Origin of the sequence: Campylobacter sp. MIT 99-7217, assembly GCF_006864365.1 — a bacterium.
GTDB lineage: Bacteria > Campylobacterota > Campylobacteria > Campylobacterales > Campylobacteraceae > Campylobacter_D.
Genome location: NZ_QHLJ01000003.1, coordinates 223903 through 243444 on the forward strand (window position 1 = coordinate 223903; position 19542 = coordinate 243444).

Annotated in this window: 17 protein-coding genes, 1 tRNA gene and 2 pseudogenes; 14 read left to right on the top strand and 6 right to left on the bottom strand. The window is 32.7% G+C overall.

The features are described from left to right. Position 1 precedes the first annotated feature (1 nt). Entirely contained in the window at positions 2-1009 is a 1008-nt protein-coding gene (murG, locus tag DMB92_RS04110; RefSeq protein ID WP_142681785.1) for an undecaprenyldiphospho-muramoylpentapeptide beta-N-acetylglucosaminyltransferase, read from the bottom strand. Beyond that, entirely contained in the window at positions 1006-2169 is a 1164-nt protein-coding gene (ftsW, locus tag DMB92_RS04115; RefSeq protein WP_142681786.1) for a putative lipid II flippase FtsW, read from the bottom strand. The genes murG and ftsW overlap by 4 nt, the downstream gene beginning before the upstream one ends. Positions 2170-2313: 144 nt before the next feature. On the opposite strand from ftsW, the gene DMB92_RS04120 reads away from it, so the two are divergent. Genes DMB92_RS04120 through DMB92_RS04135 form a run of 4 tightly spaced genes read left to right on the top strand, consistent with a single transcriptional unit; the run spans position 2314 to position 5495 of the window. Then, positions 2314-3759 carry an acetyl-CoA carboxylase subunit A gene (locus DMB92_RS04120; RefSeq protein ID WP_142681787.1) on the top strand — a complete coding sequence of 482 codons (1446 nt, stop codon included), beginning with the start codon at positions 2314-2316 and terminating at the stop codon, positions 3757-3759. Then, a complete protein-coding gene (locus DMB92_RS04125) occupies positions 3759-3953 on the top strand; it encodes a hypothetical protein (protein ID WP_142681788.1) in 195 nt (64 codons plus the stop codon). Before DMB92_RS04120 ends, DMB92_RS04125 begins: the two co-directional genes overlap by 1 nt. A 2-nt stretch (positions 3954-3955) precedes the next feature. After that, positions 3956-4717, top strand: coding sequence for an arginyltransferase (locus DMB92_RS04130; RefSeq protein ID WP_142681789.1), 762 nt, complete (start codon positions 3956-3958; stop codon positions 4715-4717). Then, positions 4695-5495 carry an adenylosuccinate lyase gene (locus DMB92_RS04135; RefSeq protein WP_142681811.1) on the top strand — a complete coding sequence of 267 codons (801 nt, stop codon included), beginning with the start codon at positions 4695-4697 and terminating at the stop codon, positions 5493-5495. The genes DMB92_RS04130 and DMB92_RS04135 overlap by 23 nt, the downstream gene beginning before the upstream one ends. A gap of 190 nt (positions 5496-5685) precedes the next feature. Here the strand turns inward: DMB92_RS04135 and DMB92_RS04140 are convergent. Continuing rightward, positions 5686-5775: transfer RNA gene (locus tag DMB92_RS04140), tRNA-Ser, on the bottom strand. 210 nt (positions 5776-5985) lie between these two features. Between DMB92_RS04140 and DMB92_RS04145 the strand changes: the two are divergent. From DMB92_RS04145 to DMB92_RS04180, 7 genes and pseudogenes are all read left to right on the top strand, one after another. Next, positions 5986-6599 (top strand): annotated as a pseudogene (locus DMB92_RS04145) (IS1595 family transposase). Between the two features lie 31 nt (positions 6600-6630). After that, entirely contained in the window at positions 6631-8274 is a 1644-nt protein-coding gene (locus DMB92_RS09160; RefSeq protein ID WP_260604746.1) for a hypothetical protein, read from the top strand. Continuing rightward, complete coding sequence (locus DMB92_RS04160) at positions 8271-9128, top strand: hypothetical protein (RefSeq protein WP_142681790.1); 858 nt, start codon at positions 8271-8273, stop codon at positions 9126-9128. The genes DMB92_RS09160 and DMB92_RS04160 overlap by 4 nt, the downstream gene beginning before the upstream one ends. 202 nt (positions 9129-9330) lie before the next feature. Then, entirely contained in the window at positions 9331-10212 is an 882-nt protein-coding gene (locus tag DMB92_RS09355; protein ID WP_260604747.1) for a hypothetical protein, read from the top strand. A gap of 303 nt (positions 10213-10515) precedes the next feature. Further along, on the top strand, positions 10516-10815 hold the full coding sequence (locus DMB92_RS09360) for a ribonuclease domain-containing protein (protein WP_409513389.1): 300 nt from the start codon (positions 10516-10518) through the stop codon (positions 10813-10815). A gap of 389 nt (positions 10816-11204) precedes the next feature. Continuing rightward, positions 11205-11783 (top strand): hypothetical protein, encoded by a 579-nt coding sequence (locus DMB92_RS04175; protein ID WP_142681791.1) that lies wholly within the window; start codon positions 11205-11207, stop codon positions 11781-11783. Further along, on the top strand, positions 11773-12297 hold the full coding sequence (locus tag DMB92_RS04180) for a hypothetical protein (protein ID WP_260604748.1): 525 nt from the start codon (positions 11773-11775) through the stop codon (positions 12295-12297). The genes DMB92_RS04175 and DMB92_RS04180 overlap by 11 nt, the downstream gene beginning before the upstream one ends. 158 nt (positions 12298-12455) lie before the next feature. On the opposite strand, the pseudogene DMB92_RS09530 reads toward DMB92_RS04180, so the two are convergent. Further along, a pseudogene (locus DMB92_RS09530) lies at positions 12456-12676 on the bottom strand (IS1595 family transposase); the annotation flags it as partial. A gap of 296 nt (positions 12677-12972) precedes the next feature. On the opposite strand from DMB92_RS09530, the gene DMB92_RS04190 reads away from it, so the two are divergent. Next, positions 12973-13527, top strand: coding sequence for a hypothetical protein (locus DMB92_RS04190; RefSeq protein ID WP_142681792.1), 555 nt, complete (start codon positions 12973-12975; stop codon positions 13525-13527). A 41-nt stretch (positions 13528-13568) separates the two neighbouring features. Here the strand turns inward: DMB92_RS04190 and flgH are convergent, their stop codons facing one another. Further along, positions 13569-14285: a flagellar basal body L-ring protein FlgH gene (gene flgH / locus DMB92_RS04195; RefSeq protein WP_142681793.1), complete on the bottom strand. Its 717-nt coding sequence runs from the start codon at positions 14283-14285 to the stop codon at positions 13569-13571. Between the two features lie 109 nt (positions 14286-14394). Between flgH and pta the strand changes: the two genes are divergently transcribed. Both pta and DMB92_RS04205 read left to right on the top strand, forming a co-directional pair. Continuing rightward, positions 14395-15909, top strand: coding sequence for a phosphate acetyltransferase (gene pta, locus DMB92_RS04200; RefSeq protein WP_142681794.1), 1515 nt, complete (start codon positions 14395-14397; stop codon positions 15907-15909). Between the two features lie 50 nt (positions 15910-15959). Continuing rightward, entirely contained in the window at positions 15960-17165 is a 1206-nt protein-coding gene (locus DMB92_RS04205; protein WP_142681795.1) for an acetate kinase, read from the top strand. Positions 17166-17330: 165 nt separating this feature from the next. Here DMB92_RS04205 and DMB92_RS04210 read toward each other — a convergent pair. Then, on the bottom strand, positions 17331-19542 hold a 2212-nt coding region (locus DMB92_RS04210; RefSeq protein WP_221886249.1), incomplete at its 5' end, for a TonB-dependent receptor.

Genomic DNA, 19542 nt, shown 5'->3' on the forward strand with positions numbered 1-19542 from the left:
TTTAATCCTTTAAATTTAAGGCATCTTGAAGCAAAAAATCTGCCGCATTTTTTTGCACCACACTTTGAAGCCTACTTGAAAGCTCTTGTAAATTTAGCTTAAAAATCATTTCTAAAAGCTTGTTTTCATCTTCATCTTGGGTAAAAATTTCAGCTAAATTTTGCTTTTGAAGAAAAAGGGCATTAAAATACTGATGATTTTTTGCTGCATATGGGTAAGGCACAAAGATACAAGGTAAAGAATTGGCACAAAGCTCAAAAAGCGTGCTTGCTCCTGCTCTTGATATAGCAAGATCAGCTTCTTGCATTTTTTCTTCTAAATTTTCACAAAAATCAAAAATATCAGCCTTTATACCGAGCTGATCATATGTTTTTTGACATTTTTCAAGCTCATTTTTTCCGCATTGATGAATGATCTTAATGCCTTTTTCATCAAGTTTGCTTGCTAAATTTAAAGCAAGTAAATTAATAAAACTTGCACCCTGAGAACCGCCCAAAAATATAATAGTTTGAAGTTTTTTTCTTATATTTTCATTAAAAAATTTATCATGGACAGGATATGGGCAAAAAGTTTTTTCAAAAGCACTATAAAATTTGCTTGCAAAGGGCTTTAAAAGCGAATTTAAGCTTCCTTTTTTGGAATTTTGCTCATGTATAAAAAAAGGGATTTGACTAAGCAAAGCCGCAAAAGAAGCAGGAGCAGCCGAATACCCACCAACGCTAAAAACAGCTTGTATGTCGTGCTTTTTTAGAATTTGTTTCGTTTGTAAGGCAAGCTTAAATATATCAAAAAGAGCAAAAAGTTTTGCTAAACCCTTTTTACTCACAACTCCTTTGCTTTGCAGGAAGTATTTTTCTTTAAATCTTTCATCATTTTCAAACCAAGCCTTATCCTGCCCGTTTTCACTCCCTATATAAATACATTCTATATTAAATTTCATGGCACTTTCAAGCAAGCACTTGACTATGGCTAAGTGTCCTCCTGTGCCTCCTCCTGTCAAAGCTATCATAGTTTAACCTTTTTTGAAATCATCAATACATAGCCTATACCTATACAAATAGCCCACATCGAACTACCTCCATAGCTTAGCAAAGGCACAGCAACGCCCTTTAAAGGCGTAAGAGAGATAATCCCAAAGGCATTCATAAAAAAGCTAAAAAGCAAAAGCAAAGCAACGCCAGAACAAAAGATAAAATGCACTTTCTTTTCGCAACGCCCAGCGATTTTAAAAATCCTTAAAATCAAAGCAAGATAAAGCAAACAAATGATCATTAAGCCAAAAAGACCTATTTCTTCTGTAATGCCTGATAAAACAAAGTCCGTATGCACCTCACTTAAAAAACCAAGCTTAAAAATACCAAGCCCCAAGCCCTCGCCAAAAAAGCCTCCATGTGCGATAGAATTTAAGGAGTGTGAAATTTGATAAGGCTCATCGCTACTACTTACTTTAAGGGCATTTGCAAGCCATTCTGGGAAAAGTGGCAAAAAGGCATCTTGGATATTTCCCCACCAATTAGCTATCCTTTGAATTCTTCTTTGGTTGCTAAAAATGACTAAAATGCCTATCATCGTAGCCACAGCCAAACCAAAGGCAAAAAGTCTTTTTGAAGCCCCGGCAAAAAAAGCAAGTGCAAGGATAAGAAAAAAGGATATAACGCTTTGTCCTAGGTCATTTTGCGTGATATAAATATACCCAATGACAATCAAAGCAAGCGTTACATAAGGCAGTAGGATTAAAATTTCATGCTTGATCGCCTTTTTTCCCTCATCAATCCTTCTTGTATAAGACCAAGCAAGAAAATAAATAAGCCCTATTTTAAAAAATTCTACCGGCGAGATAGAAACAGGACCAAGTCTAATCCACCTCTTTGCCCCACCGCTTGCAGTAGCAAGGCTAGTAGGTAAAAAAGGTAAGATCACGATACAAGCAAAAGAAATGACAAGCAAGGCAACCATAAAACGATGAGAATTTACGCTATCTGGATTTAATCTTGAAATAAAAAACATGATCAAAATTCCACTACTTCCAAAAGCAAGCTGTCTGATAAAAAAATGTAATTCATCATATTCAAAATACAACACAGCAAAAGAACTTAAAGAATAAGAAAAAACTATGCCTATGGTAATCAAAATAGAGCTTAAATAAAAAAGTTTTTTATCTGCAACCAAATTTTTTCCTAACCTAAAATAAAAATTTAATTGTATAAAAATTACACTTAAAGCCTTGTAAAACTAAGATTTAAAACTTTTTAAAAAATCTTAAAACTTTTTTCATTATAATGTTGCATAGAATTTACACTTCAAGGGCTTAAAATGGTGCATAAAATTTTGATTGCAAATCGTGGGGAAATAGCCGTTAGAGTTATAAGAGCTTGTAGAGATTTACATATAAAAAGTGTGGCTATTTTTACAGAGCCTGATAGAGAATGTTTGCATGTTAAAATCGCCGATGAAGCTTATCGTATAGGAACTGATGCGATTCGTGGATATTTGGACATTAAAAGAATTATCGAAGTTGCTAAAGCATGTAAGGCTGATGCTATACACCCGGGATATGGTTTTTTAAGTGAAAATTATGATTTTGCAAAAGAATGTGAAGATGCTGGGATTATATTTATTGGTCCAAAATCAGATGTTATTCGTAAAATGGGCAATAAAAATATAGCAAGATATTTGATGAATAAAAATGGTATCCCTATCGTACCTGGAACTGACAAGCTCAATAACAAATCCATAAATGAAATCAAAGATTGTGCTGAAAAAATAGGCTATCCTGTGATCTTAAAATCAAGCGGTGGTGGAGGAGGCAGAGGTATACGCGTAGTTTTTAAAGAAGAAGAACTTGAAGAAGCCTTTGAAGCCTGCAAAAGAGAAGCCTTAGCCTTTTTCAACAATGATGAAGTTTTTATGGAAAAATATATCCAAAATCCTCGTCATATCGAATTTCAGATTCTAGGCGATAATTACGGCAATATCATTCATCTTTGCGAAAGGGATTGTTCTATCCAAAGAAGACATCAAAAGATTGTAGAAATCGCACCTTGTCCTAGTATCAGCGATAATTTAAGGAAAAGTATGGGCGTTACAGCTATTGCTGCTGCTAAGGCTGTGGGATATACAAATGCTGGAACGGTTGAGTTTTTGCTAGATGATTATAACCGCTTTTATTTTATGGAAATGAACACAAGAATACAAGTAGAACACCCCATAACAGAAGAAATCACAGGAATTGATCTTTTAGTGCGTCAAATTCGCATAGCAAGTGGAGAAATTTTAGACATAGAACAAAGCGATGTAAAGCCGAGAGGATATGCCATAGAAGTGCGTATCACAGCTGAAAATGTATGGAAAAATTTTGCTCCAAGTGCAGGAAAGATCACAGAATACTACCCTGCTCTAGGTCCTTCTGTGCGTGTTGATTCTCATATTTATAAGGATTATACTATTCCGCCTTTTTATGATTCTTTACTAGCAAAACTTATCATCAAGGCAACAAGCTATGATCTAGCAGTAAATAAACTCGAACGCGCTTTGAAAGAATTTATCATAGATGATGTTCGCACAACTATACCTTTTTTAATTGCCATTACAAAGATAAAGGAATTTAGAAGGGGATACTTTGATACTTCATTTATAGAAATGCACATGCAAGAACTTTTATCAAAAACAGAGGATCGCCATCAAGATAATAAAGAAGAAGTGATAGCAGCAATTGCAGCAACACTTCAAAAAATCAGAGCAAGTAGGGAAAAGAACTAATGGATTTTAAAGAAAGCTTAAAAGACATCAAAAAAGAAATGCTTGAAGCAAAAAAACAGGAAGAAAAAGCGTCAAAAGAAGCTTTAAAGCACAACAAACAAGCTTCTTCAAATCATGAAAACAACACCCTTGAGAGCTTGACACAAAAAGAAGAAAGATTGCGAAAAGAACTCTTCGCCTTTTTAAACTCATAATTATGCAAAATTTAGACGAAGTAATGCGGATTGACTTTTGTACCTTAGATGATGAATGTCCTTATATAAAAGGACAAACATGTCGCATGGAGTATAAATTTATCAAAAATTGTAGCTTCGATCTTAATAACGAGCTTGTGTTAAGAGGTTGGCGTAGATTTGGGGCGTATTTTTCTCGTCCTATTTGTCAAAACTGCATGGATTGCTTAGGATATAGAGTGCTTGTGAGAGATTTTCATTTTAGCAAATCACATAAAAGGGTTTTTAAAAAAAACGCTCAAACTAAGATCATCTTAAGGAAACCGCAACTTACAAATGAACATTTATTTTTATATGATAAATACCATGAATTTATGATGATAAAAAAAGAATGGAAATTTTATAGACTTAATTTTAGACAGTATTACAATCTCTACATAGATGAAGCAAACAAATATGGATATGAACTTGATTTTTATATCGACGATAAGCTTGTTTGCGTGGATCTAATTGATATTTTAGAAGATGGAATTTCAAGTATTTATTGTTTTTACGATCCTGATTACAATCACTTGAGCCTTGGAAAATTCTCACTTCTTAGCGAAATCAAACTTGCAAAAATGAGGCAACTTAAGTATATTTATTTAGGATATTTTGTAAAAAAATGTCAATCTTTATCATATAAAGCCGATTATACCCCAAATGAAATTCTAAAACGCACTTCAAATTTAAACGAAAGTGCTTTTTTGTGGGAGAAAGATGATGCAAATCGTTCAAAGTCTTGAAATGATCAGTGTAAATACTGATGATATTAGTGTTTTTAATTATTTTAAGGATTTGATCACTAAAAATTTTTCTAAAATTCTAGGAAAAAAATATAAAATTTTTTCATTCTTTGAAGAAAATGAAATTCCTCAAAGGAAATATTTTTTAAAATTGCTTGAAAAAAAGTGTCAAGATTTAGATCAAATCAGTGATTTAAGTCAGGCTTATAACAAGACCTTTAGGCTTAATTTCACAGAAAAAAATTCTCTCAAGCCCGTTATCTTAGTTAAGACAGAATTTATAGAAGGTGGTATAGCCTTGAAACTAAGTGTCAATGAAAGGCTTTTTATCAGCTATATCAAACAATACTTCAAAAATCATGAATGTGAATTTTGTACTGAAAATAATCTCTTAATGATACCTTACAAAGATGAAAGCACTTTAAGGCTTTTTGAAAGTTTTGCAGGCGAGAGTGAGCATTTAAAATATTGCGTTGATTTTGATATAGATGAAAAAGAATTTAAAGATTTTAAAGCAAAAGTACACAAAAAAGAGGGTAATAAATGGAAATTTAACGCTCTAGCTAAGCTCTTTAGTTCTTACTTTCAAACGCTTGAATGCACTCCAGAAGATGATCTTAGCAAAATAAGACAAAAATATCTTATCTTAGTTAAACTCTATCACCCGGATTTTCATCACGAAAAAAGTGGTATCGAAAAGGCTTTTTGTAGAGAACAATTTGAAAAAATACAAATTGCCTATGATAATCTTAAGGCTCTTTATAAAAATAATGCTTAAGATTGCCAAATAAAATCTTAAGCAATGTTTATGACTATGCTCAAATTTATTAAAATCATGCACTGAATAACAAAAAATCCTTAGCTTACCGAAGAAAAAACTTATATCCAAATAAAGATTTTACAATAAAAAGCTCAAAAGCCTATTTTAAGGGATATTAAAAAACAAGGGAAAATAAAAAATGAGATTATGGCGGACAGAGAGGGATTTGAACCCTCGAGACCCGTTAAGATCTGCACCCTTAGCAGGGGTGTGGTTTCAGCCACTCACCCATCTGTCCATATCGAAGCTAAAATTGTAGCAAAAAATCATAATTTTAAGCTTAAACACATAAAAACTTTTTTAATTTAATCATCTACGCTCATAATACAAACATATACTGATCATTTCATTAATAAAAAGCAAGTAAATAAATTCTCACAACAAGACAATATATCAAAGGCTCAAGACAACTTAAGCATTTTTCAGGAGGCTTAAGTAGATTTCTCCGATGAAAAATAAGTATATAGTTCGTTCAGGAAATCTCTGAGAAGAAATTTCGTGAAATTTTAAGGTATTTTTGTATGGATTTTACTAAAGAAACTTCGTTTTGATGTTACAAAAATTGCTGAAATTTATAAAATTTCTAGAAATTTTATTAATAAAATATTGAGAGAATTTATTAAATTAATGGTAAAAGAATGTGAGAAAATTTCTAAAATGAGAGGTGAAATAGAATTAGATGAATCTTACTTTTTACTTCGCTTTGCTCGCAACTTTTCAAGAAGGAGCAAAAAGAGCGAGAGAAAAAAGAGGCAGAGGAGCATATAAAAACCATTGTTTTTATCCTTGCGGAATTTACTTCGTGCATAGAGTCAAACACTCACAAAATGAATTTGCAAATGGTAAAAATCATATAAATGGAATAGAAAATTTTTGGGGATATTGTAAATTGAGGTTAAGTAAATTTAAAGGAATTAAAAAAGAAGTTTTCTATTTGCACTTAAAAGAGACAGAAAACGAAGTTTCAGCAGTCAATTTAGATATAATATCAAAATTTAAAGCAAAAATCTCTATAAAGAATTGCTAAAATTAATCAAAAATGACCCTCTTAAGTTGTCTTGAGCCATTGTTTTATTGCAAGAAAGGAATCATAATGTCGCAAGAAGCAACACAATATAGCAAAGATATGATAAGAATACAGATTGTGGATTCCAATGGGAATCCTATTGAAAATGCAGGGGTTATTTTATTAGCCATGGGACAAAAAGAAGGGCAAAAGATTGCTTTGCCTAATAAAACAAATTTTCAAGGAGAAATTATTTTTAACCTCCAAGAACACATTAAAAATATCAATAGATTTGAAATCACAATAAACCATCCAGATTATTATCCATATCCTATAAACCGCAATAGGAAAATATGCAGAAGTTATGAGTATGGGCATTTGTGCGAGGAGAGCTTTGCTAAGATACCCGCATTTTATTTTAATGGCAAAACGCTCAATATATCTCACCATCCAAACCCTATTAAAACATACACTTTAAAACACCTATTAAATCAAGATTCTAATAATCAAACACAAAAAGAATACTATATACAACTACAAGAAAACTCAACCTCGCTTAAAATCTATACAGATGAAAATCTCACACAAGAAAGCACATACACTCTTTCCATAGGCACACAAAACACGAATATAGAATCTACATCATCGCAATCTCAACCTAATGATACCATCCTAAGCTTTGAATCTAAAGAAAGCTTAAAGCAATTCAAAAATGATATACAAGAGATTATCATCAAAGATAAAAAGAAGGTGAATGATAACTTAGTGCATAGGTTTGTAGTAGGGGCAAATGTGCCAGATTTGGTAGCAAAAGCTTTACAATATATTGAGGAATTTGAAGCAAGAGAAAATGAAGGGGTATTTTCAGATGAAAAACTTACGGACGCAAAAAAACATACAAATCCATTTGAAAAAAAATTGATTTTAACGATACTCAAAGAAAGAATAGTTAATCTTGTTGCTACCAAACGATACGCGACAAATGCCGCATTGCCCGCAATAAGCAATCACATAAACTCCTATTATCCAGACCAAGGACACACTTCACTTTGCGGACCTGCTGTATTTTTTTATTGTCTTTTAGTAGATAGACCAGATTTATATGTCAAATGTGTGATTGATTTATGGGAAAAAGGAGAAGCCCAAATTAAAAATTTGAAAATTAAACCGAGCAAAAGTTGTAAAAAACCAAAATCTTTGATGAGAGAAGCATCTAACCACATCAATGGTGTAGATTGGATAACCTTAGCAGGCTTGCGAGATTCTGAAAATACGATATTGGATTATGATGAGGAAAATGACCAAGTAGCTGGCATAACACTTGAGGGAAAAATAAAACAATGGTTTTTAAAAGTCGGTGCAACCATTCTTTATTCTAATATAACTTATGGATTTCATATTAATAAAGATAAATTATTGCGTTTAGTTGCATACAAACAACAATACCCACAATCTCATATTATTTCTTTGATTAATGCAGGATTATTCTCTAAGAAAGCAACTTTTTTTAAATTTAAAAGTCATTGGATAGTATGGAAAACCATACCACAAAACAATGGCAAAGACATAGATTCTGCCACTCGAAATATGGACGAAATAAAGCAAGATGCTATAACTTGGGGAGATGATAACTACAAAGTGCCACATAGAGAGTTGCAACAATATTTAAGCTATAATTTTGGTGCTATGGTAATCTTACCTATACCTTATGAATTGGGAGAATCCGAATGAAAAAAGTTACTTTTATCTTTCTAATCTCTGTGTGTGTGCTATTTATATCTTGCACCAATCCTATATATACGAGCTTTGAAACAAGTCACGCCAATGCAGCAGAAACATTATCTGGTTTTAAGATAACACAATGCAATAAAATATTAGAAAAATCCTATAAAAATGCGGAACAAAGATTGATACATAATGGCTTAGTGGATTATAAGAAAAAGTATTATAAAAATCACTACAAGATTCAGATAAATCAGTATGAAGTTAGCCACAATGCAGGTTCTATAATGATAAAAAATAGCATAGGCGATATACTTTTATCTACACCCAAGAATGACAAAGATGCAATATTTAATATTTCTTATGATAAAAAATACTTGGGAATCTGCGACAAAGGAAAAATACGTATATTTGATACAGATAATAATTTATACGAGCTCAATCAATATAAAGATATGCAATGCACGGAAATTTATTTTTCTTTAGATAATACATATCTTATAGTCAATAATGAAAGGCGGGGGCAAATTTATGATTTTAAGACAGGAAAGCTAGTATATGACAATCCTAATAGTCCTATTTTTGTAGGGAGTCCTTATTATTTTTATTATGATGGCACATATTATCCCAATCCTCCCATTATAGACTATGTAAGCACAGAAAATGAGATCATCTCACTCAATAAAGGCAAAAGGATTGTCATACAAGGGTTTAAGCATTCTTATCAATACGATGAAAGGATTGTAGCTGTTATGGAAGATGAAACAGGTCTTGCTGTGCTAGTTGTAGTAACAAAGACATCTTTTATCCCCTTTGTCTCTTTTCAACCTTTTTGTATTCTTAAAGCATTACGAGAGATGTAATGTTTGTGGCAAACTTAATGTGCGTGGTAATATGTTTGGAGATGTAGAGTGGTGAGGTAAAGAGTGAGTAAGATGCAAACAGCAATCAACAAAACACACTACAAAGAAAATAAAATATTGAGAATATTGTGTTAGAATTTTACAGAACATAATCAAAAACAAACAATATGATACAAGTGAAATGAAAATTAGGATATTAATAATGTCAAGTCCTAAACCTATACATATACAAGTAAGAGATGTCTATCATAATCTTATAAAGAACGCTACGATAAAGGTTATAGAAAGAAAAAGTGGCAAGATTCTTTACAATGAAAAAAGTCTAAATGGCGAAGCCATACTAGATGACATAGAGAGTCTTAAAAATTGCCATGCCTTTAGAGTAGAGATAGACCACCCACATTATAAAAGCAACACCAAGACCGATGCCCCTTGCATAAGACTAGCAAACCTAGATAAACCTCATACCCTAGAATTCCCCTATCAAGATAAACTTTTGGTAAGCAGTGTATATGGAGAGATAAGAGAGATAGAATCTAGAGATGATAAAGTATTGCAACAAGAAAAATGCCTTAACAACAATACAGATACTCTTTGCCTACCAACACGCACATATAACGTCGATACGAAAATACTTAAAGATACACAAGCACAATCAATAATACAAAATACTTCTATCCATCTTAAAGCTTATTACAATCAAGATTCTATTCCAAATAAAGATAAACACTCAAAAGCACAAAAACAAAAATATCAAGACCAAAAAACACAAACAAAATGGGGGTATATACTCTTTGATAAAGAAATAGATATAGATTCTAAACTCAAAGAGCTCACAAAGGATTCTACTATCCCCCTAACAGAACTAAAAGAATTTCATAGAATCTACAAAGAAGATTCTATCACTTTTTATAACAATCAAGCAAATACACCAAACAACACAAGCAATGCAAATACAGAATCTAAATCCTATCTCTTGGGAAAGGAAGTAGAGCTATATTTCAAAGAAGAATGGCAAAACAAACAGATTAGATTCTTTGCATACATGAATGGTGCTAAGAGTGATGTGGGGGGGGGGATGTAGAAATACAAGAAACACACTACACAATTCTATACGATAAGGATAAAGAGGATAAACTTTTTTTACAAAAAGATTTAAGTATTGCAAGTATTGATTGGACAGTTATCGCTGTAGAAGTCATCTCTTTTATCCCTCTTGTAAGAGGAGTAAGGATAACTCTTAGTATAGGCAAATGGGGATTAAAACTACTAAGAAGCAAAACTAGCATGCCCAAAAAAAACAAAAGAATACATTAGTAAAAGAGTTGTCATAAAAGATGGCAGGAAAAAGCAAGACAAAAAGAAAACTCCCACACCTATAAAAGAAATCAAGCTAGACACTCTACCTAAAGAGACACAAGAAGCCTATCATAATTATAAGGCACATAATTGGCAAGGGATATATCCTAAACAGAATCAGGGGTCGACTAAAAGGAATGAGATAAGGGCAAATGCAACTTATAGAAACGAACCTCCAAAATTACCTAAGAAACCAAAAGGAACATATAAAGAATTTGATGTTATCAATAGACATGACCTAAGAATATTTGTAAGAGATACCCAAACAGACGATATATACTATACAACAGACCATTACAAAACATTTGTTAAAATCATAAAATTTTGAAAAAGTAGTTAGAAAAGCCTTTCAAACAACATTATTATAGAACTAAGAGAAGTTTATGAGCAAGAAGTAGAGATACTTTGCAAAGAAGTAAGCAATCTTAAATGCTATATCTCTCACTATAGAAATAGAAAAATGCTATAATGGTGTAAATGGAAATCTATTAAGAAACACAACGATATATCTTTATAATCATAGATTTAAGCGAATAGTAGCTGATACTAAGGGTTCTCTAAAAATAGATAAGGTTAGCGTAGGACAAGAAATAGGCATTGATAAATTAAGCTTTGTAGTAGATAGGGATAATTTGAGCAAGAAGGTAGTGTGATGAGTAAGAAACAATTAAACAATACAGAATCTAAAAAATTAGATTCTAATGGCGATGAGATTGTGTGGGAGTTGGAGAGAAAAAAAGTTTTTTAATATGCTTAAATATATTTTGGAGCTATTTTGTTAGATTTGGCATTATTGGATTTTGCTTATTTATTATGTATTTAGCTTTCACAAAAGATAAGGATTGGATTTTTGTTTTGCTTTTTTTATTTGCGATATTTACCATATATTCATTTGGGAAAGACTTACTACAATACCTAAATTGTAAAACTATTTATTTAACAGAGAGAAATCTTTGTATTAAAAAATACATAGGAAGCGATATAACTTTATGTTTGGGTTGTTTTATCATATATAGTTTTTGGTCGTTTAAGCAGATAAGTTTTGATACTGAATACACCATAGAATTATTTGAGCATAAAAAAAGAACTTATAGGTTTTTGAATTGTTTTCACACAAATATTGATGAAGCATATCCAATACTGCAGCCATACATTGAAAACTATTTAATAAATGTGAAAGAAGAAGTGTTTGTGTCAGTAAAAAGAAATGGTTGGCATAAAAATGGCACTCCACTAAATTATTTAGATTTCAATAAAATAGAAATATTACGAGAGGTAAAAGAAAATGCCAAATAATATCAAACAATGCGATACTTCAATGTATAAAAATTTATGTGTTTGTTCGTCTGAATTTGAGAAAATTCCTATTGAGAAAAGAAATTTAGGACAGAAGCGTATATTTATTAGAGTATTTGGAAAACAAGTTATGAAAATAATATATTTATTACTAATAAGCTTTGTTTCATTGTATGCTAATAATTTTAAAGAAATTTTATTGCTACAAATAAATAATCCATATGTGCTTGATTATTATAGCAACGATGAAGTTGCGGTTGCATATTGCAAAAAGGGAGATATTGATTATTTTACAGAAAAAAATATTATTGAGTTTTTTAAAAAAGCTAAAGAGTATGACTATATTCCAGTGGCTGGATATTGCACTTATCCTTGTGTTATCACAGGCAAAGTAAAGTTAGATTCTCACATCTATGATTTTGAACTCAATGAGGGAGGCTATGCTGTGCTGAAGGGTAAAAATGAGGAGCGATATTTTGGTGATGAAAAGCTATATGGTGAATGTGGAATCTAGGATGATAAGAAATTGCGACATTTGGGATATTCCCACGCAAACCCAAAAAGATTCTAAAAAACCGAATACAATCTTAGCGATGATGTTTCACCGCAAAAGGTAAGGGGTGAAACAAAGGGATTATATGAAAAAGAGTAGCGTGTTTACATTGCTTAGACTCAAGACAACTTAAGAGGGTCATTTTTGATTAATTTTAGCAATTCTTTATAGAGATTTTTGCTTTAAATTTTGATATTATATCTAAATTGACTGCTGAAACTTCGTTTTCTGTCTCTTTTAAATGTAAATAGAAAACTTCTTTTTTAATTCCTTTAAATTTACTTAACCTCAATTTACAATATCCCCAAAAATTTTCTATTCCATTTATATGATTTTTACCATTTACTTTACCCTTTTATGAGTGTTTGACTCTATGCACGAAGTAAATTCCGCAAGGATAAAATGTTCTTTAGCTCCAAAATCAACTTAAGCCTCCTGAAAAAATGCTTAAGTTGTCTTGAGCCAATTAATTTTAAATTTATAAAAAAATATCATTATTAAAATAAAATTTATACAATAATATCTATATTTTCATATATACTTATGTTATCAAAAAATATCTATTTTTAAAAATTCACTTATTATTCACAAAAGTATTTTAATATTTCAAGGAAATTTATCAAATAAGGAGTAAAAATGATAAATAAAAACAAACTTTTTAGGCAAATTCACATTTATGTGAGTTTATTTTTTCTACCTCTTGCCTTGCTTTATGCAACAACAGGTATCGCCTATATCTTGGGTGCAAATCAAGACACACTTAAAAGCGTGCAAAGCTATGAGATCAAAGGAGTTTTAACCAAGGGACAAGAACAAGAGTTTTTGAAAGATTTTCTCATACAAAATAAGCTAAAACTTCCAAAAGGCGAGCTAAAACCTGATAAAAGAGAGGGAGGTTTTACTCAAGGCGGCACTCATTATAGTGTTAATATCACTCAAGCTGATGAAAACACGGTCTTAATCAAAGCTCAAACAAGAAGCTTAATAGGCGATATGATCATGCTTCATAAAGATAAAGGTGCATGGTATTTTAGTATCTTATCTGTAGGTTTTGGTGTAGCTTTGCTTATGCTTTATCTTTCAGGACTTATCATCACGCTTTTTGCGATTAAAAAAGATAGAAACAAACAAATTTACACCTTACTTGCAGGCTGTATAATCACTCTTATCCTAGCTTATGCAAGTTTATAAGCTCTTGTTTATCGTAAGCTTACGATAAACAAGTTTAAATTTTAATAAGGCCAAATCGTTTCTAGCACCTTAGCACCCCAGCCTTTTCTAGTGCTTTTAGCCACTTCACCCTCTGTTTTATAAAGTATTTTTGCATCAGCTATATAACGGCTATCTATGGTATTATCTTGTCCTATGTCATAAGGGCGGATAACTCCGCTAAGTTGTATGATCTGCTTTTCTCCATTGATCAAAAGTTCTCTTGAACCCTCGATAAAATAATTTCCATTAGAAAGGATCTTGATCACTCTTGTTGAAATTGTTGTATTAAAGCTTTCATTTCTACTTTGTGAGCCTTGTCCTGTGTAGTTTGAAGTAGAATTTGTTTGAAAACCTATGTTTGAGTATTTGTTGATCTGATTGATCGCAGTAGTTACAGGCGAACCACTTGTTCCAGTGATAGAACCACCACCTAGGTTGGCGTTGTTTGTTTTTGTCGTTGTTTTGTTTGCTTGTGTGCTTTGTGTGGTACTTTCTTGAATGACTACGGTTACTAGATCATTGACATTCATTGCCTTTTTATCAGAAAATAAAGGATTATCGCCTTTACCAAAAAGAGAACCCGGAACTGCCTCGACATTATTAGCTTGTTTTGGTGGTAATTCCTCTACATAAGCAGGCGGTTTCATGCTGATTTGTGGATCAACAGTAGCAGAACAACCCGCGAAAAATGCGAAAAATGCGAGTGAAAAATAAACACGAAAATAACTTTTTTTCATCTTGCTTCCTTTCTAAAGTTTAAATTTAGCTTATTTTTGTTAAATTGTTTGTAAATTATTTTTTAATCTAAGCAAGATAAGTTCCAACTTTTAAGATCAAGGAGAAAAAATGAAAAGTTTATATTTATTTCGTTGTTCTAGCAAGGACTTAAATTTAAGAGTAAGCACACAACTTATCCAAAAACTCCGTCTAAAACACCCAAATTTAGCGATATTTTGTCCCATAGCTCACTCAGATACGCAACATGTACTTCAAGATCTCATCACACATTTTAAGCTTGAACAAGACCCTCGCTCAAGTTTTGGATTTGAATTTGAAGAGGGCTTTAAAGCATATAATGAAAACAAAGATTTTTTCATCGATAAAATCATTAATGATTTTGAAAATTTAAAAACTCAATATGATTTTGTTTTTGTTTTTGGGGTGCATTATTTTGGGATTTTAGGAGCATTTGAAATTAATGTCAAACTTGCTAAAGAGCTTAATTCTCCTGTTTATGCTGTCATACAAAAAGATGATTATAAAATGGCTGAAAATTACCTAAAACTTCATTTAGATAATCGCGCTTTCACCCTCATTGATGAATGGAGTGATGTTAATTCTTGCGAGGAAATTGATGATTATAATTTTTTAACTCCAAGTCGTTTTCGCTACGAACTTAGCGTTTTAGCTAAAAAAGACATTAAAACCGTCGTTTTACCAGAAAGTGATGATGATAGGATTATAAAAGCTGCAGCAGAGCTTCTTTCTCAAAAAGTTGTAAAGCTCATCTTGCTTGGCAAAGAAGAAAATATTATGCAAAAGGCGAAAAATTTAGGGCTAAATTTACAAGGTATTCAAATTTTAGACCCTCAAAACTCGCCCCTACACGATGAATTTGCAAATATCCTTTATGAAGCAAGAAAACAAAAGGGCTTAAGTTTAGAAGAAGCGCATAAACTTGTGCTTGATAAAACCTTTTTTGGCACACTTTTAGTGCATACAAACAAAGCTGATGCTATGGTAAGTGGGGCTTCTACAACTACAGCTGAGACCATTCGTCCAGCACTTCAGCTTATCAAAACAAAGCCAAATGTCAAAACCGTTTCTGGAATGTTTTTTATGTCCTTAGAAGATAGACTTCTTGTCTTTGCTGATTGTGCCGTTACGCCAAATCCAACACCTGAACAAATCGCAGAAATAGCCTACAGCTCAGCTCAAACCGCAAAAGAATTTGGACTTGAGCCAAAAGTAGCTATACTTTCTTATTCAAGCGGAGATAGCGGACAAGGTCCAAGCGTGGATGCAAGTAAAGAAGCTTTAAAAATAGCCAGAGAAAAATACCCTGATTTAAATGTCGATGGTCCTTTGCAATTTGACGCTGCTTATGATCCCCTCACCGCAAAGGGTAAAATGCCAAATTCAAAAGTAGCCGGTTTTGCAAATGTTTATGTTTTTCCTGACCTTAATGCTGCAAATATAGGCTATAAAGCAGTTCAAAGGACATCAGGGGCTATTGCTATAGGTCCTATTTTGCAAGGGCTTAAAAAACCTGTTAATGACCTCAGTCGTGGCTGCTTAGTCGATGATATAGTCAATACAGTCATTTTAAGTGCCATTCAAGCAAGAAGCAATGAAAAGTAAATGTAATTAAACTAAATTTACTTTAAATTTACAACCAAAAAGGAGTAAAAATGAATACCAACACAAAGAAAATCCTTGTCATCAACTCAGGCTCAAGCTCTATTAAATTTAAGCTTTATGAGGATAAAAAGGCTGTAGCAAGTGGCGTGATAGAAAAAATAGGCGAACACACCTCTAAAATCGAGCTTAAAGATCTCATCAGCGATAAGGTTGAAAAAAGAGATGAGCCTGTGCCAAATCACCAAGCAGGCATTAATGTGATCAGCGAGTTTTTCCAAGATAGTGGAATCTTAGAAAGCTTAGAAGATCTTGATGGTTGTGGACATAGAGTCGTTCATGGTGGAAAAAATCTTACCGAGCCTTGTCTTATCGATACAAATATATTAAAAGAAATTCGCCGTGTGGGTGTCATAGCTCCTCTTCATAACCCAGCTCATCTTGTGGGCATCAAAGCTATGATTTCAGCTGCTCCTGAAGTGCCAAATGTAGCAGTTTTTGACACAGCTTTCCACTCAAGCATGCCTAACTACGCTTATATGTATGCCTTACCTTATGAATTTTACGAAAAAGAGGGCATTAGAAAATACGGCTTTCACGGCACTTCACATTCTTATGTTAGCAAAAAAGCGGCTGAGTTTTTGGGTATAGACTATGATAAATTTAACGCCATTAGTGCTCATCTTGGAAATGGTGCTAGCATTTGTGCTATTGAAAATGGAAGATCTGTAGATACTTCTATGGGTTTTACCCCTCTTGAGGGACTTATGATGGGTACTAGGTGCGGAGATATTGATCCTGCTATTATCTCGCATTTGGCTAGGATTTCTGATTATAACACCGAAGAACTTGATGCAATCATGAATAAAAGAAGCGGATTTTTAGGAGTTTGCGGATATAATGACCTTAGAGATGTAGACACTCAAATACAAAGTGGAAATGAAAAGGCTAAACTTGCACTTGACATGTATATTTATCGCTTAGCAAAGTATATAGGCTCTTATTTTTCTATTTTACCACGAACTGATGCTTTGATCTTTACAGCAGGGGTTGGAGAAAACTCAGATCTTGTAAGAAAGCTCGTTTGCAATAAACTTTCTCATCTTGGCTTTGATATCGATGAGGGTATAAATGAGGGCTTAAGAGGAAAGTTAAGTCTTATCAGTAAAGAAAGTTCTAAGGTAAAAATTCTCATCGTTCCTACCGATGAAGAGCTTGAAATCGCTAATATCACAACAAGCCTTATCAACAACGCCTAAATTCTAAAGGCATAAAGCTTATTTTATGTCCTTAAAATAAGCTTTTAACTTCATAAATTTTAACAGCCCTTTAAATATAATGCTTTTATTCTATACAAAAAGTCAAAGCATAAAAACACTTTGTCTTTTAAGGGCTTGTCCTTTACTTGCTTAAGATAAATTTTTTTAGTATCTATACCCTATCTCAAGCCAAAATTGACGCCCAAGCTCATAAGCTAAACCTCCACTATTTTTACTCAAATTTTTAGTATCCTTTCTCACAGTGAGATTGGTTTTATCTAAGACATTATAAACATCAACATTAAAATAAAGAGTGTTTTTACCATACACAGCCTTTTCTATACCTAGTCTTAAATCCCAAGTAAAGCGAGTTGGTATGCGGTAGTCTTCATAAAGGATAGCTTGATCAGGCGAACTTCCATCTCCTCCTAGTGCATTTCCATTTTCATCATAAGCTATTGTAGTCGCATTATAAGGCATTCTAACCCTAAAGAAATTATTTAAAGTCCAATTCGTTCGCAAAAGATTGATAGCATGAGTGGTTGAAAATCTAAAGCTTAAAGGCTGAGCAAAATTTGTAACAGGTAGTTCGCTTAGTCTTTGAATTTTACCATTATAACTAACAAATTTATCATCATTTGGATTATATTCCTCACTTTTTTGATAATCATTATATGAACGAGTTGTATGAGTATAATCAAAGGCAAAACTAAAGAAATTTGAAAAGCCTCCAGCCATAAAAGGTGTGTTATTCATTATACTAAGAGTGATGACATCGGTATCTGATTTATCTTGATTGTCATAAGTGTAAGATAGGCAATCCCCATTATTATCCTTTCTGCCACACACAACACGAACCTCATCTCGTCCAAAGCGGTGGATATATTTACTACTCACATCAAAAAGTCCCACTTCTTGCACCACTCCAAACATAAGCTCATCAGCATACGGAATTTTTAATCTTGTAAAATCATACTCATCTAACCCCTGTGCCAAATTATTTTCAGTCCAAGGATCTATAACATCTGCTCTTTCATAAACCTTATATAACTTACTCTTGATTTGATTAAGCTTAAAAGAATACATATTTCTTCCATAGTAGCGATTTGCTCCAAAGGTAAAGCTTGTGTTATATCTAAACTCATCTTTTCCCCAAGGAGCTGTATAGTTTGCACTAAATCTTGGAGCTATAGGAGCTTTTTGCATATAGGTATCATAATCAGCCCTTAAGCCTATCCTAGCACTTATATCGCCTTTATTACCTAAATCAAATTTACTTTCATTTTCTACAAAAAGGGCTGTTTGGACATTGTCCATACTTGCTTTACCTGCTTTATATTCATTAAGGGCTGTGAAGTATTGTCCATAATTTTGGCCCCAATCAACATCAGGCATAGGAGTAGAAGAACACCATGGATCATTGATTTGACATTGACCCTGCGTGGCTATCATATCAGAACCTGTTGCTTCATAAGAATCCTTAAGCCTTTTAAAATACGCATAAGTATAAGAAAACTCAGCTCCTATATTAAAACCATTTTCAAAGCTATCATTATAGTAAGGCTCAAAATTTTGAGCGATCTTAAGACTTAAATCACTTTGTTTATTATCCTCATCGCCAAAGCTTCCCTCAATTTGATCGCTTTGCGGATCGCCCCAGTCCTTATCTCCTTGAGAATAATACCAAGTTTTAAGTATAGCACTATCACTACGGCGTGATTCTTCCATATAAGAAAAGGAAGCATTTGCTGTAAAAAATCCTAGAGAATTGCCTATAGTAGCTTCGGTATTAAGCATATGACCGCCATTTTTCATTGTGGTTTTTGAGTTTTTGGCATTTTCTTGATAATATATACCAAATTGAGGCATATATCCATAGCTTGCAACCAAGGCTACATCATCACTTACTTGGTAATCACTTTTAATAAAAAAATTATAAGACTGCCTTTTTTGCGTCCTTTCCACAGAACTAAAGCTTACATCATCGAATTCTTTTATAGGGATAAAACTTTGTGTTGTCGTAAAACTTGCTATAATGCCTAGTTTTTCATTTACCTTAGTTTCAAGACTTGAACGAAAAGAATGACGCACAAATTTAGGTTGTTTATCAGGAGAGCTTGAATTTAAGAAATTTTGCTTATCTCCATAAACATGATACCTTGTGAGTGAAAAAGCTCCATCATTTGCATTTCCTTGAGAAATTTGATAAGCAAAATTTACTCCAAAGTCCTTTTCAGCTCTTTTGGTCTCAGCTTCTATAACCCCACCTGTAAAATGCCCATAACTTGCTCCTACATTGCTATCTTGCACCTTGATACTTTTAAGTAAAAAGGTATCAATGTTAAGTCCTTGGGAGCGACCCATAGAAGCATCTCTT